This window comes from Bacteroides salyersiae WAL 10018 = DSM 18765 = JCM 12988, assembly GCF_000381365.1.
In the GTDB taxonomy this organism is placed as follows: Bacteria; Bacteroidota; Bacteroidia; order Bacteroidales; family Bacteroidaceae; genus Bacteroides; species Bacteroides salyersiae.
Window position 1 is genome coordinate 649,881 of sequence record NZ_KB905467.1, and the last position, 25,794, is coordinate 675,674.

The window sequence follows — 25,794 nt, forward strand, 5'->3', positions numbered from 1 at the left end:
ACCGGGATATAATTATAGATTATAATAAATGAAAACACAATGAATATGAAAACAGAGTATCAATGTAAGAGTCGCATGAAGCACACTTTGCTTATAGGGACTGCGATGTTTCTTATCTCTCCGATCACCCTTTTCGCCGGTGTTACCGCACATTCCGATGCGGGCAGTGAAACCGGTATTTCGAACGTGACACAGCAGCAACAGACCGTAAAAGGTATTATAAAGGGCCCGGACGGCCTGCCTGTCATTGCTGCCAATATCTCTCAGAAAGGTACCAATAATGCTACCATAACAGATTTGAACGGAAACTTTACACTGAATGTCACCGGAAGGCAGCCTGTTCTGGTTATTTCTTATATAGGCTATGTCACTACGGAAGTAAACGTATCCGGAAGGGCTTTTGTCGAAGTGGTATTGCAGGAAGATGTGGCGGCACTGGATGAAGTGGTGGTAGTGGGTTATGGCACGATGCGTAAGAAAGACGTTACGGGTGCTGTCTCTTCCGTCCGTTCGGGAGAGATCACCAAGAATGCCACTTCCAATGTGATGCAGGCCATTGCCGGAAAGATGTCGGGGGTACAGGTCGTGCAGAATTCCGGTACGCCGGGCGGTGATGTATCCATTCTGATACGTGGTGTGGGTACCATCAACGACGCGTCTCCTTTGTATGTGATCGATGGGGTGCCTGTAAGCGGCGGCATGTGGTACTTGAATCCGAACGATGTAGAATCCATCGATGTCTTGAAAGATGCTTCGGCTACGGCTATTTACGGTTCGCGGGGAGCCAACGGAGTAGTGATGGTCACCACCAAACAGGCACAGGAGGGACATACGGAAATCAATTTTGATTATAGCTACGGCATACAGCATTCGGCCAAAACATACAAGATGCTGGATGCGTCGCAATACGCGGCTTTGCACAATGAGATGCGTACCAATGCCGGCCCGGAATACTCTTTGAATCCGGCTTTTGCCGATCCGGAGTCGTTGGGAGCAGGTACCGACTGGATGGATGCCATCTTCCGCACTGCGCCGATGCAGAAAGTCAATCTATCCATGCTGGGTGGCAATCAGAAGATAAGCCATGCCACCTCTTTGGGATATTATACTCAGGACGGCATCATGAAGAATTCGTCTTACAACCGTCTGAGCCTGCAATCGAACATCTCCTCCAAACTGGCATCGAACATCACCGTAAGGGCGAATGTAAACCTGAGTGCGGAGAATCGCCGTACCCAGCCCGTAAGTACGGTTATCCAGAATGCAATGCGCATATTGCCTTCCATTCCTATCTATGATGACAACGGAGAATATGCCGGGCCTACGGGCAATGCGGAGTGGAATGGAAACGCATTGAACCCGGTAGCCATCATCAATGAACAAAACTACCGGATGAAGGGATTCCGTATGCTGTCTAACATCTCTTTAGAGTGGGAAATCATAAAGGGACTGAAATTCAAGACGACAGGGGGAGCCGAGTTGGGATACGATTATAACAATTCGTACATTCCCAAATACAAATGGGGGATGAATGAATCGAAAAATACCATGCAGACGGTCACTTCCGCTTATGAGCAGTTGTATCTGTGGGACAATACATTGAATTATGACAAGGCTTTCGGAAAGCACCGCATCAATGCCATGATAGGTACTTCTTATCAGGAATACAAGAAAGAGTCCGTATCGGCCGCCGGTTCCGGACGTGCCAGCGAACTGACTACCGAACTGGACAATGCGACCAAGGCTACCGATGTAGGAGGCAATTCATACCGTTGGGCATTGATGTCGTACATGGCCCGTCTGCATTATTCATATGATGACCGTTACCTGCTGACAGCTACTTTCCGTGCAGACGGTTCGTCGAAGTTCGGTAAGGATAACCGCTTCGGCTACTTCCCCTCTTTTGCTGCTGCCTGGAATATCGGCAATGAAGCATTTATGCAGTCCGTCAAGCCCGTCTCTTTACTGAAACTCAGAGCCGGTTACGGACAAACGGGTAATCAGAATATCGGTGCATACGCCTTTGCCGATAAACTGAGTGTGAACGGTGTTTATAATTTCGGTTCGCAACGGGGTTTCGAGTCCAATTTAGTGAATCTGATTTATCCTTACCTCTTGTCCAATCCATCAGTGAAGTGGGAATCGGTGGAACAATATAATGTAGGTCTCGACATTGGTTTTCTGCAAAACCGTATTGTCGCCAATCTTGATTTCTATGTAAAGAATACCCGGGACATGCTTACCAAGAAACCGGTTCCGCAGACAAGCGGCACTTCTTTGGAACAGGCGGACTGGCCACCGGTAAACATCGGTAAAGTACTGAACCGTGGTTTCGAATTCACCGTCAACACTAAGAACTTTGTAGGAGAATTTAAGTGGGAAACCAGTCTGAATATGAGTTTCAATCACAATGAAGTGGTTTCGATCGGTGGCCCGGAGATACTGAACGGTGTGAGCCTGATCCGTGAAGGCCAGCCCATCAATTCTTTCTACGGATACGAGTTGGGCGGAATCTATCAGACACTCGATGAAGTGTTCACCGGCCCTGTCATGGAAAACCGTGCTCCGGATAAAGCCTCTCACAATCCTTATAAAAACACCTCTCCCGGTGATATGTGGTTTGTCGATGTAGACGGGAACGGTGAAATAAACGATCTGGACCGTACCGTTATCGGTAATCCTTCTCCCGATTGTATTTTCGGTTTCAACAACACATTCAGCTATAAGAATTTTGATTTAAGCATTTTCTTTCAAGGCGCTTTAGGAAACCAGGTGTGGAATGGCGTGCGGGCCAGTCATGAGAGTATGAACAGTACGTATAACCAGTTGGCAACTACTCTGGAAAGATGGACAGGCGAGGGGAGCAGCTACTCGATGCCCCGTGCCATTTATGCCGATCCGAACAACAATTCGCGTGCCTCTACCCGTTGGCTGGAAGACGGTGCCTATGCGAAGCTCAAGAATCTGACATTCGGATATACACTGCCGGAAAAGTGGATTCGCAAGGCAAAGATGAAAGCGTTGCGCCTTTACGTCAGTTTAGATAATCTCTGTACCATAACCAACTATTCGGGGCTGGATCCCGAAGCCGGATTGAGCGGATTGGATTACGGTGTCTATCCGTCCGCGCGTACCTATATGTTCGGTGTATCCGTTAAATTCTAATAACATAAAGCCATGAAAAAGTATATTTATATATTCGCCTTTTTAGGACTGTCGCTCTGTAACCAGAGTTGTATGAATAAGTTGGAGATATTGCCTAATGACCAGATTATTACCGATAATTTCTTTGAAAAAGGTACGGCCGAAGAGATCGAGAGTGGAGTGAACTCCATGTATCAGCGCTTGCAGAGTTCGTATATGTACAATCTCCGTATGTGGACACTCGATATTGTGGCCGGCGAGGGGAGTGTGGGCAATGAAGCGGGCGGCAACGGGCTGGAAACAACACAGCTTGCCAATTTTATAACTACCAGTGATAATTCCGGTGCAAAGGAATTATGGCGGGGACCCTGGGCCGGAATCAGCCGGACAAACTGGATTTTGAACAACATCGATGATGCGGCCCGGGTAAGTCCGGAAAAGATTGTCCAGTATAAGGGGGAAGCCCATTTCCTGCGTGCCTTGTATTACTTTAATCTGGTGCGTTTGTTTGGTGATGTTCCTCTGATCAAGACCCAGCAGACAGCAGGCGACGATCTGCAGGTATCCCGGTCTCCAAAAGAAGAGGTTTACGAACTGATAATACAGGATTTGAAAGATGCTGCTTCCATGCTGCCGGCGCAATACGAACTTTCTTCCGATATAGGCCGTGCCACCAAAGGCGCTTCCTTAGGACTGCTGGCCAAGGTATATCTCACCTTGAAGAAATACGATGATGTCATTTCTACTATTGAGGAACTGGATGCGCTGAATATATATACCTTGAACAGAAAATACGATTGGAATTTCGACTACCTGCGTGAGAATGGCCCCGAGAGCCTGTTCGAAGTACAGTATGAGAAAGATGTGACCACGTATTCCGAGTTTGACATCCTCGGACAGGGCGGGTGGCACAATGACTATATGGCTCCTTTGGCCCCGATAGCGATTGGTGGCAGATGGGGTAACTTCGGCTGGTTTGCCGTATATCCGGAATTTGTGAATTCTTATGAAGCGGGAGATTTGCGGAAATCCGTTTCCGTGTGGTGTCAGGGCGACCAGTACAAAGGCTGGGCTTATGATCCGTCGGTTTCTCAGACCGGACACAACGTAAAGAAATTCCTCTGTGAGGATATAGGACAGGATCGCGCTATGGATAGCCCGTTGAATTTCCCCATATTGCGTTATGCGGATGTATTGCTGATGTATGCCGAGGCCTTGAATGAAAAGGGGCGTACGTCGGAGGCTTGTGCTCCTGCCGCATCCTATGAGGAGGGCGGGCCGTTGAATCGCGTTCGTGTCAGGGCCGGATTGCCTGAGGTAACGACTGAAGACCAGGCGGAATTACGGGAGATTATCCGTCATGAACGCCGTATGGAGTTGGCTTTCGAGGGCGGACACCGTTGGTTCGACTTGATCCGTTACGATGAGAATGGGGAGTACGCCAAGAAATTCTTCCACAGTATAGGTAAAACGAATTTCACAACTCCCAAGCATCTGTTATTGCCTGTTCCTATGGACGATATCGATGCAAACCCCAATTTGAGACCTAATAACCCCGGCTATTAACCCGATATGAAAAAGAAGATGAAAAGGAATATGAAAAAGAATATGAAAAAGAAAATTCTCTTGTCCGTTGTCTCTTTCTCCCTGGCTGTAGGGGCCGGTGCTCACGATGATTTGATTTACAGAACGCAGGCGGGATGGAATTTCGACATCGGTAACCAGTCTGTTATTTCTCAAACGTTGGATGCCGTTTTCACAGGAGGAGCTTGCGTGGGCGATTATGACGGAGACGGACGGGTGGATATCTGCGAGGTGGAGACTACCGGCGAAATGATAAAATGGGTATGGAAAATAAATAATGGTAAAAAGGATTGGATAACAAGCACTCCGGTCGGCTTTGGCATCAGTGCTACGGACAAGTATGTGACGGGCGACTTTAACGGTGACGGAAAGACCGATATCGCCGTGATGCGTTCAGGAGCCGGAGGACTGGCAACCTGGTACATCGATTTTTCCCCTTGTGAGGGGAACATCGATGCCAGAGGTCAGTTCGGACTGCCCGGAGACATCCCTTTGTCCGGTGATTTTAACGGTGACGGAATAGATGACCTTGCCGTTTACCGTCCCTCTACGTCGACTTGGTATGTAGCGTTTTCGTCTCTTACCGGATATCCCGAGTTCGATATGCCCCTTGCCATCAACGGGGTGGTGTTCGGGACGGCGGAAGATGTTCCCTTTACCGGAGATTTCAATGGAGACGGCTATACCGATATGGCACTCTACCGTGCTTCGACCGGACAGATACTCATCAATTATTGGTCGGCAGACAAGCCGCAATACGAACACTATGCTGATTCCAATGGTTACGGGACGGTGGACTGCACCGTGACAGTGCCGTTGACGGGGGTACTTGCCGTTATGTCTGCGGATGCGGATCAGTCCCGCCCTGCCGTCCTGCCTTTGGCTACCCTTGAAGAGACGGGGAAAGAGGTGAATCTCCGGCACGGATGGACTTGTATCTTCGATAATTCGCTGGATGTGGATAAGTGGGCGCGCAATCTGGAAGCCGCAGGAATCAATACGCTGGAATATCATCCCTGGATGAGAGCCCATGAGGAGGTAGCCCCTCAGACGGAAACCTGGAATACATACGTCGGCGACGACCGTCTTTGGACGAGCAAGGCCATGATGAAAAAGAAGATAGAGAAATTCCGCAGCATCGGTGGACGTTCGGTCTGCTATACCGGCATCTATGCCGCAACTCCGGCTTTTGCCCATACCTGTCCCGATTGGGCCATGCGCAATGCGGGCGACCGTAGCTTTATCACTTATGGCGGTTCTTATCTCTACCTCATGTCTACCAACGAATCGGTGGATGCCCCGTATACCATCGGCGGAGAGACGTATAAAAACTTCAACGACTATTTTGTGCATCAGGCGGTGACGGCTCAGAAAGAGTATAATTGGGACGGATACCGTTGGGATTGGTACGGCCTGCCCGATAGCTATGTCTGTGACGGAACGGAGGCTGCCTGTAATTTCTCGTCGGAGATGGCTCCGTTGGTCAAACGCCTGGATCTGGCAGTGAAGGAACAGCGTGCGGACGTCACTACTACGGCATTGCAACTGCCGTCTACAAACGGGAATATCCCGCATTACACGACGGGAGCGGTAGCCAACCATCAGTTTATGGAACTCTGGCCTTTTGGCACGGGAACCAAATACACCGATCTTTACCGCGACATTTATGAAGCAAAATCGCGTTACCCCGATAAGCCGGTTTTCGCCAATTTCTATCCGCCTGCAGAGATGAACCTGACGACCGGCTGGCCGAAACAAAATATCGATTATCAATTTGCAACCTGTCTCTCGGCCGGCGGTTATCCTGCTGCGCAAGTGGTGGACGGAGTAGCGAGCTTTACCGATCCGGTTCCTTTCCATGCTGTGAACTATCCGTTGGAAGTGCTCGAACAGATCGCCCGTTGGAATAAGTTTACGGAAGCCTACGGAGCCTATCTGTATTATTCCAACCGCGCTTACGTCATTGCCGATTACAATCAGTCGGATTTGGTTCTGGATAATGCCGACGGCATCTATGCCAAACTGAAAAGACGTTGGGATAAACGGACTGGCCGGGCGGATGCTCTGATTGTCGATCTGGTGAACTACGGCAGCTCGGTAGATTTGCGTTGGGATGTGGTGAATACGGCGCCTGCGGCAAAGGCGACCGGTCTCTCTTTCACCTTACCGGAAGATGCAGTGCCGGCAGATCTTTATTGCGTTACTTTGGAAGGCAGCCGGAAGGTAGATTATACCAGAGAAGGCGATAAGGTAAAAGTGTCGTTGTCTTCACTCGGTACTTTTGCCACCTTGGTGCTGCATCTCAACAGCACGGTCGGAATGCCCGAAGCACCTGCGGAGAAAAGTGTCGCATTCGATCTATTCCCCTTCCGTTACGATGCCGGCGGAGAGACTTTGCGCTCCGAAGAGACTGCTGCGATTACCATTCTCGACGATCAGGAACCGCTTATCGTCTCCAACGACTATAACGGTAACGTGTCTCAGATCCAGACAGTGACAGATGCATTTGCCGGAGAGAAAGCATTGCAGGTTACTCCGGGAATGATCCGGTTTACCACCACTTCGGACGGTGCGATCCGTGTACCGCTCGATCGTTTCAACCGGTTTAAGATAGCTGTCCGTTCCCATAACACCACGGCTTGCTGGTTCGGTTTCCGTCTGATAAAGCCGTCCGACAGTTCTCCCGTATGGGAAACGAAAGACCTGTTCTATCGCGTGGGGTATTCCCAGCCGGGATTGGCTTATCTTACGCTGACTCCCGTGAAGCCCAAGGTAGACGAATGGGTGGAATATGAGCGGGATCTCCGGGAAGATATTACCGGCCTGTGGGGAGAAGATTGGGCGGATGCCATCGTGGTATCGGTCTTTATGGGGCCGGTAGACAGGAACAGCGCCGATTATGACAATCTGATTTTCATGTCGGACAAATATACGGGAATCGAATCTTCTAAAAAAAAAGAGGAGATAAGCGTCTGCTTCGATGACGGAGGTTCCCGGATGATTATATCCGGAGGAACGGGGCAGGAGCGTCTGTGCGAGATCCGGTTGGCGGATATGGGAGGACGTATCTGTTATGAAGACAGGCTCCGTTTTGGCAACGGAGTGCTCTCCTGTAGCATTCCTCCGTTGTCGCAGGGGGCCTATCTGCTGACGATCAGCGATGTGGAACAAGAGGGGTATCACCGGCTATACGCTTCGGTGGTACTCCGGTAAATCAAACAAACATGATTTAGAGCTTTTTAATTTTTGCTCAGCATTATCTGTTTTTTTTGAATTAAACAAATTATCATTATTGTATAATTAAAATTTAATAGTTATGAAAAATTTAGTACTTGCAGCTTTAGCCTGTACAATGGCGGTTTTCACTTATGCCCAGAAGTCCGACGGCATTGTATATTGGTCTTACGAGGCCGGTTATCAGTTCGATTTCGATTTGGACGGAAAGATAGACCTTACAGTTCCCACACAGACCAAAGACGTGCCGATAGCCGAAGTGTTTGTGTACGATGCCAATGGTGACGGTTATTTTGACTTGTGCGAAGTAGACCGTTCCTGCGCGGCAGACCAGCTCATCCATTGGAGATTTTACTATAACGACGGGAATAATAATTTTATCGACCCGCAGGATGTGGTTTACGGTATGGCGGTAGGTGATAAGGCGCTCTCGGCAGATTTCAACGGTGACGGTGCAGGAGATGTCGCTATCCGGCGCGATAATGAATACGGGCTTTGGTGGCTGATGTCTTTTAGGGCGATGGCTCCGGATGTGAACCTTGCTTTCGGCATTTCAGACAATGATTATCTGCTGGCCGGGGATATGAATAACGACGGGCAGGCGGATGTGGTTTTATACGATAGGGGAAATTGGTTATGCTCTTTCACCCCTTCCACTACGGAATATAAGACTCCCGATTTTGCCAATCAGGATATTGCGAATATGCAGTTCGGTACCAAAAACGATATTCCTTTGTTGCTGGATTTCAATGGCGACGGTTACGACGATATGGCCATTTGTTCGGTAAACGATGAAGAAGTGAGTGTCAACCTGCGTGATCCGGCTACCAAACCTGAGAACAACGGATACAGCAAAAGCGGGAGGGGATCTTTCGATAAAACGTTCTATATGCCTTCCGGACTCAAACCGACTTGTGTGCGTGGTGTGAAACTGAGCAAAGGTGGTACGGGATTATCCGGAAACAACCGTCAGGAGACCGTATCCGTATATCCGTCCGTTGTAGGGAAAGATGCTTCGTTTACGGTGGAAACCGGTTCTGCCAATGTCCGTATTATTGTTTACAACATGATGGGGCAGCCGGTTGAGTCGATGGTTGCGGAACGTACTGCCAACATCCGGGTGGCCGGCTGGAATAGCGGGCATTATGTGGTTCGCATCGAATCCGATGATCAGGTCGTTACCAAGAAATTAATTATAAAATAATTCTTCCATATGAAGTTATACCTATATTGTAGCTTGTTTGCACTGTTGTTTCTGGTGTCGTGCCGGAGCGATAAGGTCTATTCCGAGTGGAGTTTGCAGAATCGTGAAAGTGGCGAGTATTTGGGAGAGAAGCAGGGGAGCTTCTGTTTTGCTGCCGAGCCTTCCGGAGATGAATACCTCTGGATCATTGAAAGTACTTCCGGTGAGGAGTTTCTGATCAAGAACAAGAAAAGCGGAAACTATCTGCAACTCGACGGCGAAGGGGCGGTTTGTGCTGCTCCGGGAGGTCAAGAGACAGAGAACATGAAATGGAAGTATGGCGGTTTTGATTTTGTCACCCAGAAGAATTGCGGCTGGTATACGCTCGAAAACGGGGCGGCGGAGACGGAACGCCATTTAGCGCGGCGGGCAGACGGAATAGTCATGGATGATTCCGACCGTGTGAAGGACTATCGTTCGCATTGGAACATCGTACGGGAAACCGGTACGGAACTCTCTTTCGTGCTGACTCCGGACAAGGTGACCGATGCCTCTTTCCTCGGCACAAGAGAGGCGGTTGCCGTTTCCGATACCGAAATCGAATCGGACTATCACGGCAAGGATCGCTGGAAACTGCAAAAGGATATTTCTGCATTTCCCCGTTTCACGGCCGAAAACAACCGCTTGCTGGCAGCCCTTTACAACATGGCATTGGAAGAGATGCTGCTCGACATCCGTACGGACAGTACCTTCATGGCAGGTGCGTTGTGGCCCGATACATGGACGCGTGACGCGGTGTACAGCATTTATTTCTCTTATGCCTGGATATTGCCGGAGGTTTCGCGCAAGACATTGGAAAAACAAACCTTGCAGAATCCGAAAGAAGCCTTGCAGGATACCGGTAGCGGCGGTTCCTGGCCCATCTCTACCGACCGCGTTGTCTGGGCAATGGCGGCTTGGGAATATTATCTGTACACGGGCGATAAGAGTTGGCTGGAATCGGTGTACGATGGGTTGAAGTATACGGCACAGAAAGATATCCATGTGGCGTTTGATGCGAATGCCGGGTTGTTTAAGGGAGAAACCTGTTCGATGGACTGGCGTACCCATACCTATCCCAATTGGTTTATCAATTCCGTTATTGCCGATTCTTTTTCCAGTGGCACCAATGCACTGCACAAGTTCCTCTATCAGTTTCTCGGGGCTGCCGGACGGATCACCGGAAAGCCGGCGGAAGAGATTGCCGTGTGGGATCAATATGCCGATTTGCTGAAAGAGAATATCAATAAGCGTTTTTGGGACGAGAAACAGGGGTGCTATACCTGTTATCTCTATCCGGAGTATTTGGGATACCGGCCTGCTCAAAGAGTGGGGGTGATGTCGAATGGACTGGCAGCCGTGTTGGGTATAGCCACCCCGGAACAGAGTGCGAAGATGGTGGAAAATTTTCCGGTTTATCCTTATGGGGCAGCCGTGCTGTATCCCAGCATCCCGGATGATTTTTCTTATCATAACAAAAGCGTATGGCCGGTTTGGGAAACTCCTTATATGTATGCTGCCCGTGATGCGAAAAACGTGCAAGTGGTGGAACATATGATGAAATCGCTGATGCGTGCCGGAGCACTGTTTCTGACTCACAAAGAAAATATGACTTATGACACGGGCTACGATCGCGGTACGGCGTTGAACTCTTCCCGCCAGTTATGGTCTGTGGCATCTTATATCAGTATGGTATATCGTGTACTGTTCGGGATGACGATGAGCGAGGAGGGGATCACTTTCACTCCTGTGATACCGGACCTGGTAGATGGGAAGATCTCATTGGAGAATTTCCGTTACCGGGATGCCGTGTTGAACTTGAATGTCACCGGAAAGGGAAATACCGTGAAACGTCTTCTCGTGAACGGGGAGGAACAGAGCTTGCCTTATCTGTTTCCTGCAACGGCTCAGGGAGATTACACGATTGACATTGTGATGACAACAGTGCCTGCCGGAGAGAAAATGAATCTTGTTCAGCCGGGACCGCGTAAGGACTGGTCGCCGGTAGAGCCGGTGCTCATTCAGGAGGGACAGGTGATTAATTGTTCCGTAGAGCCGGGGTTGCGCTATTTTCTGTGTAGCCGGGAGAGAGAGGATAAGGAGATTACGTTTCCTTACGATTTGAGCCGGGAGCCTGCCGGGTTCTATTCTGTATATTCGATGGATAGCCGGGGATTCAAGTCCGATTGTTCCAATCCGGTGATAAAGACAGACTGGCGCAAAGTGTTCGAAGCGGAAGATGCCGTGTCGAAAGGGACATTCAGTCAGGCTCATTCCGGATATTCCGGCCGGGGATTTATAGTCGATTTGTATGCAAAACCGGCCGATGTGACCTTTACCGTCGATGTGCCTGTTGATGGTGATTATGCGCTCGTGCTTTCCGGTGCAAACGGTCATGGACCCGATGGCACCTACTGTACGATTCGTTCGGTATTTATCGACAATGTTGATGCCGGTACATTTATTCTCGAAGCTACGGGAGACTGGAATAAGTGGATGCGTTCCAATTATTTGTGGAAGAATATGAAGGCGGGACGCCATACGGTCAGTTTAAGACTCAATCCGGAGGGCAAGGGTTTTGATTCGAATATGTCTCATGGCAGGGAAGACGCCAACGATTGTAATCTGGACTATCTGGAAGTGATTCGGATGTAAGTTGCTGATAATACGATACGATCAAGGTATACAATCAATGTATGCGGTTAAAGCGGGAGAATATACGGTGGTTCTCCCGCTTTTTTATATCCATTTCTCACATTGTCAAGGATGACTGTTTCTTTTACGGCTGAATATTTTTTATGGTTGAAAGTAAATTGATGGGTATATTTATGCTATGGGGGGGATGGTTGGTAATGATATGTTTTCTGACATTTTTGATTTGATAAAACAATAAAAATGTTTTTATTTTGATTATGGTATTGAAAATTATGGGAATTTACTATTGAAAATCATTGGAGTTTTATATCTTCGCATTGGATTACAAATAAAAAATGGAGATATGTACTATAGTAGACTTGTTGAAAAAGAGATAGAACTGAAGTTGAGGACTTCGGGAGCTGTGGTTGTGGCTGGTCCGAAATTTTGCGGAAAGACTACAACGTGTATGCTTTATCAAAAGAGTTTCGTGAAATTGAACACGAAACAGGCCATTGCTATGGCAAGGATGAACCCGAAAGCTGTGTTGAAAGGTGAGACCCCGAGGTTGATTGATGAATGGCAGAAGGCTCCGGACATTTGGAATCAGGTGAAGGATGATTTGGACTTTAATTATGAGTTCGGTAAATATATTTTAACGGGTAGTTCGACTCCTGCCGACAAGACTGAGGTGCATCATAGTGGTGCAGGTAGAATTACTCCGGTGAAGATGCGCCCGATGAGTTTGTGGGAGTCAAAGGAGTCGAAAGGTACGGTTTCGTTGCAGAATCTTTTTGATGGTGGCGAAGATTTTCCTTGGGACTTGAATCAGGACTTTACGTTGGAGGACATGGCTCATCTGCTTTGCCGTGGTGGTTGGCCTATCTCGGTGCTGGCTCCGAAAGATATTGCCATTGAGATTACGAAGAATTATTGGAATGGGTTGTTTGTGTTTGAGGATTGTGAGAATGAGCGTTTTCGCAACAAGAAACCTGAGATACTGAAGATGATCGTGAGGAGTTATGCTCGTCATATTTCGACTGAGGCGGCTATCTCGACCATCATTGCAGATGTACGTCAGAGTAATGAGAGGACGATGGACCCGAAGACGTTTGATGACTACATGGAAGCTCTGAAAGATTTATATATTGTTGAGGATATGGCGGCTTGGAATCCGAATATTCGTTCGAAGACTTCAATTCGCTCAACCCCAACGCGACATTTTGTGGATACTTCGATTGCTTGTAGGGCATTAGGAGTGATGCCGGAAGATTTGCATCGGGATCTGGAAAGTTTCGGCTTGTTCTTTGAGGATATGGCTGTTCGTGACTTGAAGGTGTATGCGGGTACTCTGGGTGGTGAGGTGCTACATTATAGAGATAATGCCGGACTGGAGTGTGATGCTGTAGTGCATCTGGATGATGGGCGATGGGGGGCCATCGAAATTAAGTTGGGAGGTGATGAACTGGTTGAGGCTGGTGCTAATTCGCTGAAACTACTGAAGGCTAAAATTGAGGAAAAGAGCGATGAGATGGCTCCTTCATTCCTAATGGTACTGACGGCCGTGGGAGGAGCTTATCAGAGAGAGGATGGAGTGTATGTGGCTCCGATCAATCTGCTGAAACCATAAAAATGGGAGTATCAATCTGCTGCAACAGCAATTTATGTTTTGTGTGGCGTATGATTTTATAGGGGTACTTTCCGGTTTCGATCTGTGGCAACTTCTTTTTTATACTTCCCAGCATTTCCATCCCCGGTTGGCACAGATGTAAACCATATACGTCCGCACCTTATAGTTCGGGAAATGCCGCAGTGTGTCTTCGGCATAGCGGTGCACCTGCTCTACATGTTCGGGCAGGGGCACATCCAGTTCTAACATCTTTTCCGCCTCTTTGGCTTTGTAATATTTGAACTCCACCAGACGGTCGTCCGTGTAATAATCCGTGCCCGGTATGCCGGTCATTTCGAAGTCGGCACGTCCTTCCGAATTGTTCTGTTCGATGGCAAAGGTATAGCAACTGCTCAGGTAACGGGATACCAATTCGAAGAAAGAGCAACGGATGAAGTTTTCATTGATCTTGTCGAACACCTGCGCAGGGAACTGGCCGAGGTATTGCTCGAAATAGTTCCGTACAAGCGATTCAAAATCACGTTCGTCAACGAAGCGTTCGTAAGTAGGGACATACCGGTTGGCGCCACCGTCTATACGGTTCAACACGTTGTAGTAGTCCATATAGATGCTGCGCATGGTCAGGTTGGGGAGTGCCATCCGGAAGTTGTTTTGCAGGGTCGTCATGCCTAAATAGAAAAGGCTGACGGGATAGAAATTCTTGTCGAAGAACTTCTGCTTGTTGAATTTACTGGAGAGGTCGGCTACGTTGTAAGCCAGTCCGTTGTCTATCACTAATGCATCCAGCATGGCCTTCGAGTTTTCCAGCGAGAGGGTGAGCCGTCGCAGCCAGCCGATGTCGGTACGCAGGTTCTCGTCTATCATCTCTTCGGGAACTTCACCGTGACGGGTAGCAAAGTTTTTCAGAAAATAGGTCAGTATCGTTGCGTTGAACAGCTTTTCCCCCTTGGGGCTGAAACGGTAACCGTCGTAGTTGTTGACGATGAGCTGCCATATTTCGTCGTAGCGTTCCTGACTTCCGGTATACTTGTCGAGCACGTAGCGAAGATAAGCATCCGCTTCGGCATGGGTAAAGCCCAACATATTGATAAAATCAGGATGTAGTGTCAATATCTCGGCAATGTTATATCCACTGGTCAGGTCGTCCATCGTCACGGGCAGCACACCGGTACAGAAACAGGTGCGGATGCTGCCCTCACCGATCCCTTTTTTGATTACCTTGAAGAAGGTGCGCAGGAAGCTGTCGGCAGTGGTCACTTTCTCGTAGAGCGGGTCATTGTAAGAGGTCAGCAACTGGTTGGTGAAGTTGTCGTATTCGTCTATCAGGATGTAAACCGGAGGGAGGTCATGGGCGCGGGCATAAGCCAAGGCTTCCTCGAGCATCTGTGCGGCATTTTCGCGGGTGGAAAACTGAAAGTCTCCGAAGAGGTCACGGTTGTGTGTCACCATGATTTCCACGGGGCCACGGTTCAGAATATTAAAATTCTGTTCCAACCCTTCCATATTATCCGCCATCACCATTGCCGAGAAGTCATAGCGAATGATCATATAGCGGTTGTGCTCCGGTGTAGGATGGCTTCCGATGTATGTTCCTCCAAAGAGATCCTCAAACCGGTGGGCCAATGTGCGGTCATAATAATGTGCCAAGGTGGATACCAGCAGACTCTTCCCGAAACGGCGGGGACGCAGGAACACGGGAGCTTTATAGGCCTCGAGACGTGGAATGTAATCCGTCTTATCCACATAATAAAAACCACGGTCACGCATTTCGGCATAATTGGCCACAGCATAGGGAATCGTTATACTTGCTTGAATTTTCATATCCTATCACTCTTTGTTACACTAACAGTTACAAAGTTACACAAATTCTATGGAATAACCTCATGAAAAGCGCAGATTAGCGCAGTAGAATTTGAGAATTAAGAAGTTATAGGCAAATTGCGGAAATTGGGTAAAGTGCATAAAACCGTCTTAAAGCAGATTGCAGCGAAAGAATGGTTTCCAAATCATTACCCGATGGAAATGCAGATTTAACACTCTCCGTTTCGTTTGCGGCGTTCTGTGTAGGTTTACTTATCAAGAGGTAACTCGTTGATTTATAGTTTTGTAACCAAAAAGAAACGAGTATGGCAAGAAGCACATTCAAAGTGTTGTTCTATGTGAACGGCAGCAAGGAGAAAAACGGTATTGTCCCCATCATGGGGCGGGTAACGATTAACGGGACAGTGGCGCAGTTCAGTTGTAAGTGGACTATCCACAAAGAACTATGGGATGCCAAAGGTAACAAGGCGAAAGGCAAAAGCGTGGAAGCGAGGGAAACCAACCTTGCGCTCGACAACATCAAGGCTCAAATCATCAAGCACTACCAACGCATATCTGACCGTGAGGCTTATGTCACGGCTGAGATGGTACGTAATGCCTATCAAGGATTGGGCGGCGAGTATGAAACGCTACTCGGTGCTTTCGACAAGGAAAACGAGGTGTTCAAGAAACGTGTCGGGAAAGACCGTAAAAGATGCACCTACATGGCAAGGGTACGGGCAAGAAACCATGTGGCGGCATTCATCAAGTTACGCTATAAGCGGAACGATATGTCCATGCAGGAGCTAACCCCCGACTTCATCAAGGAGTTTGCTATCTTCCTTTCCAATGAAGCAGGATTGCACAACGGTTCGATATGGGAAAACTGCATGTGGCTGAAAGGCGTGGTGATGCGGGCGCACTTCAACGGACACATACCGAGAAATCCGTTTGCCCAGTTCCACATAAGCCCTAACACAAAGGAACGTGAATACTTGACGGAAGATGAACTAAAAACGCTGATGGAATTTCAGTTCAAAGACCCCAAGAACTCCTACCTGCGTGATATTTTCGTCTTTGCCAGTTTTACCGCCTTGTCTTTCGTGGATATCAAGGAATTGAGCAACGACCAAATTGTGGAGGTAAACGGAGAGAAATGGATTATCTCCAAACGGCACAAGACGGGTGTACCGTTTCAAGTGAAGCTGTTGGATATTCCTTTGCAGATAATCGAACGCTACAAGCCTTTCCAAGAAAACAACCTTATATTTCCTAACCTCAATTATTGGTCTGTCTGTAAACGGATGGGTAAAATGATAAAGGAATGTGGCATAACAAAGAAAATCAGCTTCCATTGCGCAAGACACGGGTTTGCAACTCTGGCTCTCTGCAAGGGTATGCCGATTGAAAGCGTGAGCCGTATCTTGGGGCATACGAACATAGAAACCACCCAAATCTATGCGAAGATAACCATCCAGAAACTTGACAACGACCTTACAATGCTGGGCGACAAACTGAGCAAGTCTTTCGGAAACGTAAAAATTGCAGGAATATGAAACGTGAAACAATCACAATGGACGAGTATGGCAGAGTGACCGTACCAACTGATACGGCGAACGTATGGATGAACGAAGCGGAACTGTTGGACTTGTTCGGGGTAATTGCCCCGACACTCCGTGCCGCTATTAAAACCATATATCGAAGCGGGGTGTTAAAACATTACGAAGCGAAAAGATACATCAAGCTGCCCAACAGTTACGGCATGGACGTGTATGCCCTGCCTATGGTCGTGGCTCTTGTTTTCCGTATCAACTCTCCGTATGCGGACAAGGTGCGCAATGCACTGTTAGAGAGATTGTGCTTGCGAAAAGAGAAACAAGTGATGTGGGTATCATTGTGCAGGCAGCCTTGCGAGTGTTAGGCTGTATGTACGGTCATGCGGCAATACGCCCGTGCGGTCATACAGTCACACATTACTGTCAGCCCGAAGAAGTTCACTTTTTTGGGCTGGCTATAGAATACCTTTGTATTTCATCTTATACATATCCAAGCCGTCCGCCCAATAATCTTTTTTAACCTCAAGCAGAACAAACCCCTGTTTTTCGTAAAACTTATAAACCAATTGCGATGTGCGTACTATTATTTTCTTTATGCTACTGATATTTCTAAGTTTTTCTATCCTATGGTTGAGCAATTTTGTTCCCAACGATTTTCCTTGATAAGCAGGATGAACAATATCCCAACTTATTTTTCCTGTCATCATGTTATCCGCAAAATTTATCCCTCCACAACCTACAATCATTCCGTCAAATAGCAGGACATAGTAAAGCTCTACTTCTTCATCTAAATACCTGCCTAAATCTGCTTCTTCTTTCACGGCGAAATACTTCGGAATGTTTAATCTTATCAAATTCATTACGTCATTCCTGTCAGTCGGGCAATATTCCCGAATTATAATATGGCTATCCATGTATGGCATTTTTGGTTTTATATGGATGCAAAGGTATTTATTTTTCTCGGCAACAAAAAAATAAGAACCGACATAATCTGCATTTTCTTATCTCTCCGTTCCGATTGCGCCGTTCTGCACAGGTTTACGTATCAATGCTTTATCCGTCCTTACGTAGCTTTGCCCCGATGTTAAACCCGTTGCCGAGATTGTTTGTCGGCGGCATAAATATAGCAAAGCCTATGGCAGAAAAAGAAGAATTCATCCGTGTGGGGACTACCCTATACAAGATTGTAAACCAGCCCCGAATGGACGGCGGCTACGTGAAGAAACGTATCGCATGGAATGCCGAAACCTTGCGGCAGGACTACGGCAAGGATTATATGGCGACCGTGCCGAAGTATGACGGCTTCTGCACCGTGCCGGCCCATGTGGACTATAAGCCCGTAATCGGCAAGTTCCTTAACCTGTACGAGCCTATAAGCCATGTTCCCGTGCAGGGTGATTTCCCCTGCATCCGTTCATTGATGGAACATATCTTCGGCGAGCAATACGAGTTGGGCATGGACTACTTGCAGTTGCTCTACCTTTACCCCGTTCAGAAGCTACCCATCCTGCTTCTCGTGTCGGAAGAACGCAACACGGGCAAAAGCACGTTCCTTAACTTCCTGAAAGCCATCTTCCAAAACAACGTGACGTTCAACACCAACGAGGACTTCCGCAGCCAGTTCAATTCCGACTGGGCAGGCAAGCTGCTCATCATGGTGGACGAGGTGTTGCTCAACCGCCGTGAGGACAGCGAACGGTTGAAAAACCTGAGCACCACGCTTTCCTACAAGGTGGAAGCCAAAGGCAAAGACCGTGACGAGATAGGCTTCTTCGCCAAGTTCGTGCTGTGCTCCAACAACGAACACCTGCCCGTTATCATCGATGCAGGCGAGACACGCTATTGGGTGCGGAAGATTACGCCGTTACAGAATGACGATACCGACATCCTGCACAAGCTGAAAGCTGAAATCCCCGCTTTCCTTTACTTCCTTGCACATCGGACATTCTCCACCGAGAAGGAAAGCCGCATGTGGTTCAATCCGAAGTTGCTGCACACGGAAGCCTTGCGGAAGATAATCCGCAGCAACCGCAACCGTTTGGAGATAGAAATGGCGGAACTGTTGCTCGACATCATGGCAAGCATGGGTGTCGGGTCTGTCTCGTTCTGTCTGAATGATATTGTCCCGTTGCTCGTCTGCTCGCAAGTTAAGGCGGAGAAATCACAGGTTCGGAAAGTGGTGCAGGAAATATGGAAGCTGACACCTGCATCCAACTCGCTTTATTATACGACTTATGAAATATCCGTCAGCCGTGAATGTCACTATGTGCCGACAAGGAAGATAGGCAGGTATTACACGGTAAGCAAAGCACAGTTGGAAACTCTCTGATATTTTGATGAAATGATGAAAACATATATGAACAATAAGAAATACGACAACTTACATCTTCATCAATCTTTCAACAAAAGGATATTGGCGATGAAAAGAGAAAGTGGTATCTCACATCACTTTTCTTTTGGCGAGCGGTTTGATGAAACGCTGATGAAAGGCTATTATAATGGAAGTCAAGTCATTATACTGTCAAATCATCATTTCATCGGATTTTCACCCTTCATCAAGTCTGCCGGGAAAGCAACAGAGGTGAACATCGCCATCCACAGGCAGGTCGGACGGACATCCGGTCTGCCGACCGACAAAGGGAAACCTATGTTACTGGCGAAAAGAAAAAGGAGACCAATGTCTGCCGACATCATCGCCGACACTGCCGCAGGCTTTTGGGAAGCAAAAAGCCATAACTTATTAGGGCATTTTCTTCACGCAGTGCAAGCACCGCTAAAAATGCCCCAATAAGCCAACGGGGTTGCACCCCTCTGGACACCCCCGCTTGCCATGCGGCATGACCGCAGCAGGCAGACAATGACAAACCGATTAGCAAACTTAAAAAAAACAGAACAAGCATGGGATATATAAGCATCCAAATCAACAAGGCGAAAGGCTCGGCGGACACGGGCGCATCCGACCCCACACGCACCCACCTCAACCGTGAACTGGTGGAATTTCCCGACGGTGTGACCGACCGCACCGAAGCGATAAGCCACCGCATTCGCATGGCTGGCATCAGGCGCAAGATAACGCCCGACCAAGTAAGGGCAATCCGCATCGTATTGTCGGGCACGCACGAAGACCTGATGCGAGTGCAGGAAGAAGGCAGGCTGGACGGGTGGTGCGCCGACAACCTGCAATGGCTGCACCGCACTTTCGGACAAGAGAACACCGTTTCAGCAGTCCTGCATTTGGACGAACACACGCCGCACATCCACGCCACAGTCGTGCCGATAGTGACGGGCGAACGCAGAAAGGCAAGGAAGAAGCAGGCGGACGGCAAACGCCAATACCGCAAGAAATCCGACACCGTGCGCCTGTGCGCCGATGACGTGCTGACACGTGAGAAACTCGTTTCCTATCACGACAGCTATGCCGAAGCAATGGCGAAATACGGCTTGCAGCGTGGCGTTCGTGGTTCGGAAGCACGCCATGTCTCCACCGCCCAATACTACCGTGACCTGAAACGCCGGACAGGGGAGCTGGAAGCCAACGTGCAGCAGTTGCAAACGGAACAGCGGCAGGCAGAACAACAGCTTGACGATGTGAGGAAAGAAATCAAGTCGGAGAAGCTGGAAGCCGCCAAGACGGAAGCAAAGACCGCACTCGTGGCAAAGGTGGGTTCTCTTTTCGGCAGTGGGAAACTCAAGGAGTTGGAAGCCGACAACCATACCCTGCAAAATGAGATTGCCGCACGTGATGAAAGCATTGAACTATTGCAGGCACAGATGCAACTCCAGCAGGAGGAACACCACCGCCAGCTAATGGAAATGCAAGCCAAGCACCGCAGGGAAATAACGGGCAAAGAAGCGGAACACCAAAAGAAGGTGTCATTTTTGAAATCCATCATTGCAAAAGCCCAAACATGGTTTCCGCTGTTCCAAGAGTTGGTGTACATGGAGAAGTTCTGCCTGAAAGTCGGCTTCAACGAAAGGCAGACTGCCACGCTTATCAGCGGCAAGCCGCTGTTTTATGAGGGTGAACTCTATTCGGAGGAACACAAGCGAGAATTCAAGACCGAGAGGGCAGGCTTCCAAGTAGTGAAAGACCCGAAAGACAGATCAAAACTTACACTTGCCATCAATGGGCAACTGATTGGCGAATGGTTCAAGGAGCAGTTCGACAAGTTGTTCTCATCCATTAGGAGGACTGTTGTGCCGCATAGAAAGAGCAAAGGCTTGTGATTGTAAACGATGCCAACGGGAGGGTAACAAGTTTGTGTTTGGAACAGACCAAAACCGCTTGCTATCCTCCCGTTGGTCAAAAACTCTGTTAGGCGAATCAAAGAATAACGTCTTAATGTAAAATTGGAGAGGATGAAATTCTTTTGTTGATTGATAGCATATAACTTTTCATATAGTTCCAATCAGGTTTTCCATTCCTATCTATTGGGAGTTTAATTTTTTCTCTCCTTAGCAAATTAGGGAATAATCCATTGCTGTAAGAGTATTTACCGGCTATAGTTTGAAGACAGGCTATTATAAAAAGGCAAGACTCCTTGGGAATATCACGTGTGTCTATGTAATAAATATCCCTTCCGGAACACCATTCCTCCTCTTGATAAAAGAACGTAGCATTCTCTGAACCAAAAGAAATGACACCGCAAGGCGAAGTCGTAATGCTACTGTATTTAGAAACCCTATATTTTATGCCGTTGCCGAATTTCGAACGTACAACATAAGGGATGCCATTCGGGTTTTCTTTTACTTCGTATGTATGATATACTTGGGGTTTGTAGATTTCAAACAACTTGCCAACCATGAATGTCCCCCACTTGCTTATGTTTAAATACTTTTTACCCCCCCCCTATAACTTTTATTAACTTATCAAGGGATGCTTGCGTTTGTTTCTTTACAGATTTCATGTACTGTTCCATATATCTCCAATCAGGCTCACCGCTACAGTTTGCTGGCAATTTGATTGTTTGGGCAAGAAGTTTATCCTTTGTTACAGCGTCACCCCAATGGTATTTATTCTGCAATGAACATTTTAGGACAGTGATAATAAATAAGTACACAAACTCGTTGCTACAATTTTTACAATAAAGCACAATGTTATGGCTATCGTTCGAAACAAAATCGTCCTTTTGATATGTCAACGTAAATGTCTTTCCACCAATTAAAATACAATCGCCTTTGATTATATCGTATTTACTCGCATCTATATAGGAGGCAACACCATTGTTGACACCACTTGCTGTAACAAAAGGTGTAGTGCCAGAACCATCTATTACGTCTCTGTTCAAAATATTGCCTGTATTTTTTGCGTCAAAATAGACATCAATCAAGAAATCTTTCCAGTCTTTTATGTTTATCTTACTCATACCTCTGCCTGTTTTGGAATTTCTATCACCACTGCGTCATCATTTTCTTTTATAGTACTGCTGTACAATACGGATTTCATAACCTTTTCATTAAATTCTTTCACGTCTATACCACGTTGGAACATTTCGTAATCCATCATCGTTTTAATGAAATCCTCCTCGAATATTTCAAACGGAGCGGTAGGCATTTGGTACGAAATATGTTCTAATGGATTAATGATTTGCCGGGTATTGTAAAGGTTATCTTCACCATCTCTGATGGCTGTAATCCAGTAGTCCTCTTTTTCTTGCCAACGGTCTTTGATGTCTTGCCGCCCTTGGTTCTTCACGGTTTCTAATCCGTCTTCCTCAATGTAATATCCTATGATGTTGCGCCCGTTTTGTGGTTTCCCTGCCTCAAAAACAAAGATGGAGGTTGTCACTCCAACACCAAAAAACAAATTTTCAGGCAGTTTAATTATTGTTGTGAGTGTATTGTTTTTTAAAAGTTTGTTGCCGTATTTTTTATCTGCGCCATCTTTCTCCAATTTCTTGTCAGGTAGTATGAACGCACATTTCGTTCCTATGGGTACAGACTTCAATACATTTTCGACAATCTTCAAACATCCGTACTTTCGTTCATATGGAGGGTTCATCAGCACCTTTGTTATTTTCTTGCCCTTAATCCATTCGCAAGCCTCCTCCGTGCGCGTGTCCAGTTGCTCAAGATTTGTTTTCCCGTCTTTGTGGATGAGCATGTTCGCACAGGCAAGCGCAAAAATTTCCCTGTCAAATTCGATACCGAATAATTGGCTTGATTTTATCACCATTGCTTCCGATGTGTTTACGCCACCTGCCTCTTTCACCATATTACACATCGCTTTCACAAGAAAAGCCCCTGAACCACATGTTGCATCCAGCACTCGGTCATGTTGGTTTACCTCTATGAGCCTGTACATGAAAGATGTAATATGGTCAGGCGTGAATACCTGTCCGCTTTCCGACTTTTTCTTGTAACGGTTAAACTCGTTGAAGAATATACCCATTACATCTTCACCATTCCAATAATCGGAATTAACACAATCGGAAATTTCAGAGACCCATGTTATAAAGTTGTCTATTGCCTCTTGATTGTTTGTCATATTCATTTTTATTTCTGAATAGACTTCAACAAGAAGGTCTAATTTCAAGTTCTGCTTTCGGTCTTTTTCAAGCGACTTAGACAAGGTATTCAGTATGGAAGATGTCATGAGAGAATATTCCATTCCCTTTTCAAGCATTGCTCCATACCTTTTTGCGACCAATGCACAAGCAGTGATAATCATCCTATGGTATAGATTCTTTATGCCAAATTGGACATGTAAACAGTCATTTATTTTTTTAGTAAGCGAATATATCAACTGCTTATTAATCCGATTTTCTTTGAATAGTGCAATATAATAGCGTTTGTTTTGTAGAGTTTTAGCAACATCTGCTATTTCCTCATATTGCCCGCTTCCTTTAATGTATTTGATAACACGAACATCCGTCCCGTTGTAAAGAATACCCACAACACGTTTGTATTGCTGGGCTGCTATTTCTACATTTTTGACTAACTCCGCATAGTGGTTTTCAGAAAAGACATCCTCTTTTTCGGATTTGGTTTCTAAAATAATAGCTATATCTTGTTTGTCATTGGGAAGATACCATCCATCGGGCTTGTCTGAAACACCTTTAAAGCCCAATTGATTGAAAGTTGTTATTTGCCCTGTTCCTTGCTTTACACCAGAGTCCTTTTCGTCAAAACCAAGTATAACTTTTGCGTTATCTCTTATTTCGTCTTCTGTCAAATACATTGTTCAAGATTGAGTAATTCCATTATTAGGTAACAATAATTCCCGTACATCCATTTTTAGAATGTCTGCAATTTGATATAGTACAGGAATAGGAGGTTGTACTTTGTTTGAGGCATACAGATTGACCATGTTGAAAGTCTTTCCAAGCCTATTTGCCAATTCCGTTTGGCTGATACCTCTTGCCGCCAATGCCTCTTTTATACGATTCCTGCACATATTATGTTTTGCACATCATTGTTTATTGAGTGCAAAAATATAAAATTTAATTTGGTAATCTTCGTATAGTATCGAAAAAATACTACTTTTGTACCTGAAAGAGTTACTCTATGAAGTAAAACAAAGCAGAACAAGGCAATGGAGACGGTTGCCAACTCATTACCTGAAAACAAGGTAATTATTCTAATCTTCTTTATTCTAAGAGGTTATAAATCATATACAGATTTACAAAAGTTTTTCGTATTGAGAGTGGAAAGCGGACAGAATATGAAATAGGTGGCAAATTACCGTTCAGTATTGTACCCATACTTGTAATTATCATACATTGGAAAATAAAAAGTAATAATAAAAGAATACGAGACCCATTACCGGATCCCGTATTCCACTGATTTCTCACAAAACAGGTATAGTGCCTGCCATTAGATACTCATTGCATTGGCTCCCAATGCTCCTAACACGGCTGATGCCACTGCTATCACGATTTTCAGGATTTTATCCCAAAGAGACTTCTTCATACTTTACACCTCCTTTCCCCAATTTTTAATTCTCAATTTTTACCTCGCATTTCCCATCTCCCATTTCCCATCTCCCAACTTTCAACTTTCACCTTTCAACTTTCAACTAAAACCATCATGCCGCCGGATCTTCCCCTTCTCCTCCTCCTTCCTCTTCTTCTTTCTTTTTCAGCAAAGTTTCCAGATCGTAGAAGTCGATTTTCTCTCCGGCACGTGTGGTAGTGATATCCGGGCGGATATTGGTGGACGGCCGGAAGTTTATTTTTACGGCTTTAATGTTTTTTGCCGTGCAATCTTCCGCCTTTTCCACGCCCATGGTGCGGGCTGAGAGACTGAATACGCCGAAATTCTTGATATTGACCGATTGCCCGCCGTAGAGCGTGCTTCGCATGGCTTCTACAAAATTCGTCAGTACGCTCTGTATGTCTCCCAGGGTGAGCGAACTCTTCTCTTTCATCACATAAGCAATACTTTCCAAATCTGCATTGGGTCCTAAGGTCACCAACTGTGGATAGAACTTTTCCACTGAATCTGCTTTTCGCGGGTCTTTTCTTGGAATTTTTTTAAATGGTACTCCCATAACAAAATAAATTTAAATGAATAAAAAAACGATCTCTTTTCTTCCGGAAGTAGCGCTTTCCTTCTTTCCGATGTGACAAAGATAGCGGTCGGCTTCCGACTGCTGCAACGTACTTTTATGCAGATTGGTCTCGATGGTAAATACTTTGATTCCCTTTGTATTATGTTGTCCTACAAATTGCCTCTGTCTCCGGTTTTTATTATATTTGAGTAGTGAAACCAATATCGGAAACAGTATGATTGTAGATGAAGAAAAGTTTGTTATCAAGGCCTATCTGAAAGCCGACCTTGCCCGGTTGTATAGCCCTAATCTCCCTGCGGGATACGCCATGTGTAAACTGCGTAGCTGGATACGCCGTAATAAAGAGCTCCATGCCCATATGTACGAAGGGGGAGAGGGGAAGGGAGACCATTCGTACACTCGCCGGCAGGTACGGCTCATTTTTGAATATTTGGGAGAACCTTGAAACCGGCCGGCAGACCATGAATAAGATTATATG

General features: G+C 46.6%; 20 protein-coding genes. 12 read left to right on the forward strand and 8 right to left on the reverse strand.

What is annotated here, in order from left to right; genetic code table 11:
- Positions 1–45: 45 nt before the first annotated feature.
- The 6 genes from HMPREF1532_RS13945 to HMPREF1532_RS13970 all read left to right on the forward strand — a co-directional run bounded on the left by HMPREF1532_RS13945 (position 46) and on the right by HMPREF1532_RS13970 (position 13,448).
- Positions 46–3,165: a SusC/RagA family TonB-linked outer membrane protein gene (locus tag HMPREF1532_RS13945; RefSeq protein WP_224203226.1), complete on the forward strand. Its 3,120-nt coding sequence runs from the start codon at positions 46–48 to the stop codon at positions 3,163–3,165.
- Positions 3,166–3,177: 12 nt separating this feature from the next.
- Positions 3,178–4,710 carry a RagB/SusD family nutrient uptake outer membrane protein gene (locus HMPREF1532_RS13950; protein ID WP_005930719.1) on the forward strand — a complete coding sequence of 511 codons (1,533 nt, stop codon included), beginning with the start codon at positions 3,178–3,180 and terminating at the stop codon, positions 4,708–4,710.
- Positions 4,711–4,752: 42 nt separating this feature from the next.
- Positions 4,753–7,941 (forward strand): FG-GAP-like repeat-containing protein, encoded by a 3,189-nt coding sequence (locus HMPREF1532_RS13955; protein WP_244266431.1) that lies wholly within the window; start codon positions 4,753–4,755, stop codon positions 7,939–7,941.
- Positions 7,942–8,044: 103 nt separating this feature from the next.
- Positions 8,045–9,166: a T9SS type A sorting domain-containing protein gene (locus tag HMPREF1532_RS13960; RefSeq protein ID WP_005930724.1), complete on the forward strand. Its 1,122-nt coding sequence runs from the start codon at positions 8,045–8,047 to the stop codon at positions 9,164–9,166.
- A gap of 9 nt (positions 9,167–9,175) precedes the next feature.
- Positions 9,176–11,839, forward strand: coding sequence for a hypothetical protein (locus tag HMPREF1532_RS13965; protein ID WP_005930727.1), 2,664 nt, complete (start codon positions 9,176–9,178; stop codon positions 11,837–11,839).
- A gap of 343 nt (positions 11,840–12,182) precedes the next feature.
- Positions 12,183–13,448, forward strand: coding sequence for an ATP-binding protein (locus tag HMPREF1532_RS13970; RefSeq protein WP_005930730.1), 1,266 nt, complete (start codon positions 12,183–12,185; stop codon positions 13,446–13,448).
- Positions 13,449–13,547: 99 nt separating this feature from the next.
- Here the strand turns inward: HMPREF1532_RS13970 and HMPREF1532_RS13975 are convergent, their stop codons facing one another.
- Positions 13,548–15,269 (reverse strand): ATP-binding protein, encoded by a 1,722-nt coding sequence (locus tag HMPREF1532_RS13975; protein ID WP_005930732.1) that lies wholly within the window; start codon positions 15,267–15,269, stop codon positions 13,548–13,550.
- A gap of 305 nt (positions 15,270–15,574) precedes the next feature.
- Between HMPREF1532_RS13975 and HMPREF1532_RS13980 the strand changes: the two genes are divergently transcribed.
- Positions 15,575–16,804, forward strand: a complete 1,230-nt coding sequence (locus HMPREF1532_RS13980; protein WP_005930735.1) for a site-specific integrase — start codon at positions 15,575–15,577, stop codon at positions 16,802–16,804.
- Positions 16,801–17,169 (forward strand): virulence RhuM family protein, encoded by a 369-nt coding sequence (locus tag HMPREF1532_RS13985; RefSeq protein ID WP_005930737.1) that lies wholly within the window; start codon positions 16,801–16,803, stop codon positions 17,167–17,169. The genes HMPREF1532_RS13980 and HMPREF1532_RS13985 overlap by 4 nt, the downstream gene beginning before the upstream one ends.
- A 90-nt stretch (positions 17,170–17,259) precedes the next feature.
- On the opposite strand, the gene HMPREF1532_RS13990 is transcribed toward HMPREF1532_RS13985, so the two are convergent.
- On the reverse strand, positions 17,260–17,718 hold the full coding sequence (locus HMPREF1532_RS13990) for a GNAT family N-acetyltransferase (RefSeq protein ID WP_005930740.1): 459 nt from the start codon (positions 17,716–17,718) through the stop codon (positions 17,260–17,262).
- A gap of 221 nt (positions 17,719–17,939) precedes the next feature.
- On the opposite strand from HMPREF1532_RS13990, the gene HMPREF1532_RS13995 reads away from it, so the two are divergent.
- The 3 genes from HMPREF1532_RS13995 (at position 17,940) to mobV (ending at position 21,031) form a co-directional block, all read left to right on the forward strand.
- On the forward strand, positions 17,940–19,133 hold the full coding sequence (locus HMPREF1532_RS13995) for a primase-helicase family protein (RefSeq protein ID WP_025819898.1): 1,194 nt from the start codon (positions 17,940–17,942) through the stop codon (positions 19,131–19,133).
- A gap of 27 nt (positions 19,134–19,160) precedes the next feature.
- Positions 19,161–19,595 (forward strand): hypothetical protein, encoded by a 435-nt coding sequence (locus HMPREF1532_RS14000; RefSeq protein WP_005930746.1) that lies wholly within the window; start codon positions 19,161–19,163, stop codon positions 19,593–19,595.
- 77 nt (positions 19,596–19,672) lie between these two features.
- Complete coding sequence (gene mobV, locus HMPREF1532_RS14005; protein WP_279626067.1) at positions 19,673–21,031, forward strand: MobV family relaxase; 1,359 nt, start codon at positions 19,673–19,675, stop codon at positions 21,029–21,031.
- A 112-nt stretch (positions 21,032–21,143) separates the two neighbouring features.
- Here mobV and HMPREF1532_RS22045 read toward each other — a convergent pair whose 3' ends face one another.
- From HMPREF1532_RS22045 to HMPREF1532_RS14030, 6 genes are all read right to left on the reverse strand, one after another.
- Positions 21,144–21,629, reverse strand: a complete 486-nt coding sequence (locus tag HMPREF1532_RS22045; RefSeq protein WP_392387723.1) for a restriction endonuclease subunit S — start codon at positions 21,627–21,629, stop codon at positions 21,144–21,146.
- A 13-nt stretch (positions 21,630–21,642) separates the two neighbouring features.
- Complete coding sequence (locus HMPREF1532_RS14015; RefSeq protein WP_005930753.1) at positions 21,643–22,170, reverse strand: restriction endonuclease subunit S; 528 nt, start codon at positions 22,168–22,170, stop codon at positions 21,643–21,645.
- A complete protein-coding gene (locus HMPREF1532_RS14020; RefSeq protein ID WP_005930754.1) occupies positions 22,167–23,984 on the reverse strand; it encodes an HsdM family class I SAM-dependent methyltransferase in 1,818 nt (605 codons plus the stop codon). Before HMPREF1532_RS14020 ends, HMPREF1532_RS14015 begins: the two co-directional genes overlap by 4 nt.
- A gap of 3 nt (positions 23,985–23,987) precedes the next feature.
- Entirely contained in the window at positions 23,988–24,200 is a 213-nt protein-coding gene (locus HMPREF1532_RS14025) for a helix-turn-helix domain-containing protein (RefSeq protein ID WP_005930757.1), read from the reverse strand.
- A 419-nt stretch (positions 24,201–24,619) separates the two neighbouring features.
- Positions 24,620–24,715, reverse strand: coding sequence for a smalltalk protein (locus HMPREF1532_RS21350; protein WP_005930760.1), 96 nt, complete (start codon positions 24,713–24,715; stop codon positions 24,620–24,622).
- 115 nt (positions 24,716–24,830) lie between these two features.
- On the reverse strand, positions 24,831–25,295 hold the full coding sequence (locus tag HMPREF1532_RS14030) for an HU family DNA-binding protein (protein WP_005930763.1): 465 nt from the start codon (positions 25,293–25,295) through the stop codon (positions 24,831–24,833).
- Between the two features lie 235 nt (positions 25,296–25,530).
- Between HMPREF1532_RS14030 and HMPREF1532_RS14040 the strand changes: the two genes are divergently transcribed.
- The gene (locus HMPREF1532_RS14040) at positions 25,531–25,761 is read left to right on the forward strand and encodes a DUF4248 domain-containing protein (RefSeq protein WP_005930767.1); all 231 of its coding nucleotides are present in this window, start codon (positions 25,531–25,533) and stop codon (positions 25,759–25,761) included.
- The last annotated feature ends 33 nt before the right edge of the window (positions 25,762–25,794 follow it).

Bases quoted from the DNA above. Each gene is read 5' to 3' on its own strand.
- HMPREF1532_RS13990 (WP_005930740.1), bottom strand. From the start codon at position 17,718: ATGGATAGCCATATTATAATTCGGGAATATTGCCCGACTGACAGGAAT.
- HMPREF1532_RS14000 (WP_005930746.1), top strand. From the start codon at position 19,161: ATGAACAATAAGAAATACGACAACTTACATCTTCATCAATCTTTCAAC.
- HMPREF1532_RS13975 (WP_005930732.1), bottom strand. From the start codon at position 15,269: ATGAAAATTCAAGCAAGTATAACGATTCCCTATGCTGTGGCCAATTAT.
- HMPREF1532_RS13970 (WP_005930730.1), top strand. From the start codon at position 12,183: ATGTACTATAGTAGACTTGTTGAAAAAGAGATAGAACTGAAGTTGAGG.
- HMPREF1532_RS14020 (WP_005930754.1), bottom strand. From the start codon at position 23,984: ATGTATTTGACAGAAGACGAAATAAGAGATAACGCAAAAGTTATACTT.
- HMPREF1532_RS13960 (WP_005930724.1), top strand. From the start codon at position 8,045: ATGAAAAATTTAGTACTTGCAGCTTTAGCCTGTACAATGGCGGTTTTC.
- HMPREF1532_RS14040 (WP_005930767.1), top strand. From the start codon at position 25,531: ATGATTGTAGATGAAGAAAAGTTTGTTATCAAGGCCTATCTGAAAGCC.
- HMPREF1532_RS14015 (WP_005930753.1), bottom strand. From the start codon at position 22,170: ATGAGTAAGATAAACATAAAAGACTGGAAAGATTTCTTGATTGATGTC.
- HMPREF1532_RS13965 (WP_005930727.1), top strand. From the start codon at position 9,176: ATGAAGTTATACCTATATTGTAGCTTGTTTGCACTGTTGTTTCTGGTG.
- HMPREF1532_RS14025 (WP_005930757.1), bottom strand. From the start codon at position 24,200: ATGTGCAGGAATCGTATAAAAGAGGCATTGGCGGCAAGAGGTATCAGC.
- HMPREF1532_RS13955 (WP_244266431.1), top strand. From the start codon at position 4,753: ATGAAAAAGAAAATTCTCTTGTCCGTTGTCTCTTTCTCCCTGGCTGTA.
- HMPREF1532_RS13995 (WP_025819898.1), top strand. From the start codon at position 17,940: ATGGCAGAAAAAGAAGAATTCATCCGTGTGGGGACTACCCTATACAAG.
- HMPREF1532_RS13945 (WP_224203226.1), top strand. From the start codon at position 46: ATGAAAACAGAGTATCAATGTAAGAGTCGCATGAAGCACACTTTGCTT.
- HMPREF1532_RS21350 (WP_005930760.1), bottom strand. From the start codon at position 24,715: ATGAAGAAGTCTCTTTGGGATAAAATCCTGAAAATCGTGATAGCAGTG.
- HMPREF1532_RS14030 (WP_005930763.1), bottom strand. From the start codon at position 25,295: ATGGGAGTACCATTTAAAAAAATTCCAAGAAAAGACCCGCGAAAAGCA.
- HMPREF1532_RS13985 (WP_005930737.1), top strand. From the start codon at position 16,801: ATGAAACGTGAAACAATCACAATGGACGAGTATGGCAGAGTGACCGTA.
- HMPREF1532_RS13980 (WP_005930735.1), top strand. From the start codon at position 15,575: ATGGCAAGAAGCACATTCAAAGTGTTGTTCTATGTGAACGGCAGCAAG.
- HMPREF1532_RS13950 (WP_005930719.1), top strand. From the start codon at position 3,178: ATGAAAAAGTATATTTATATATTCGCCTTTTTAGGACTGTCGCTCTGT.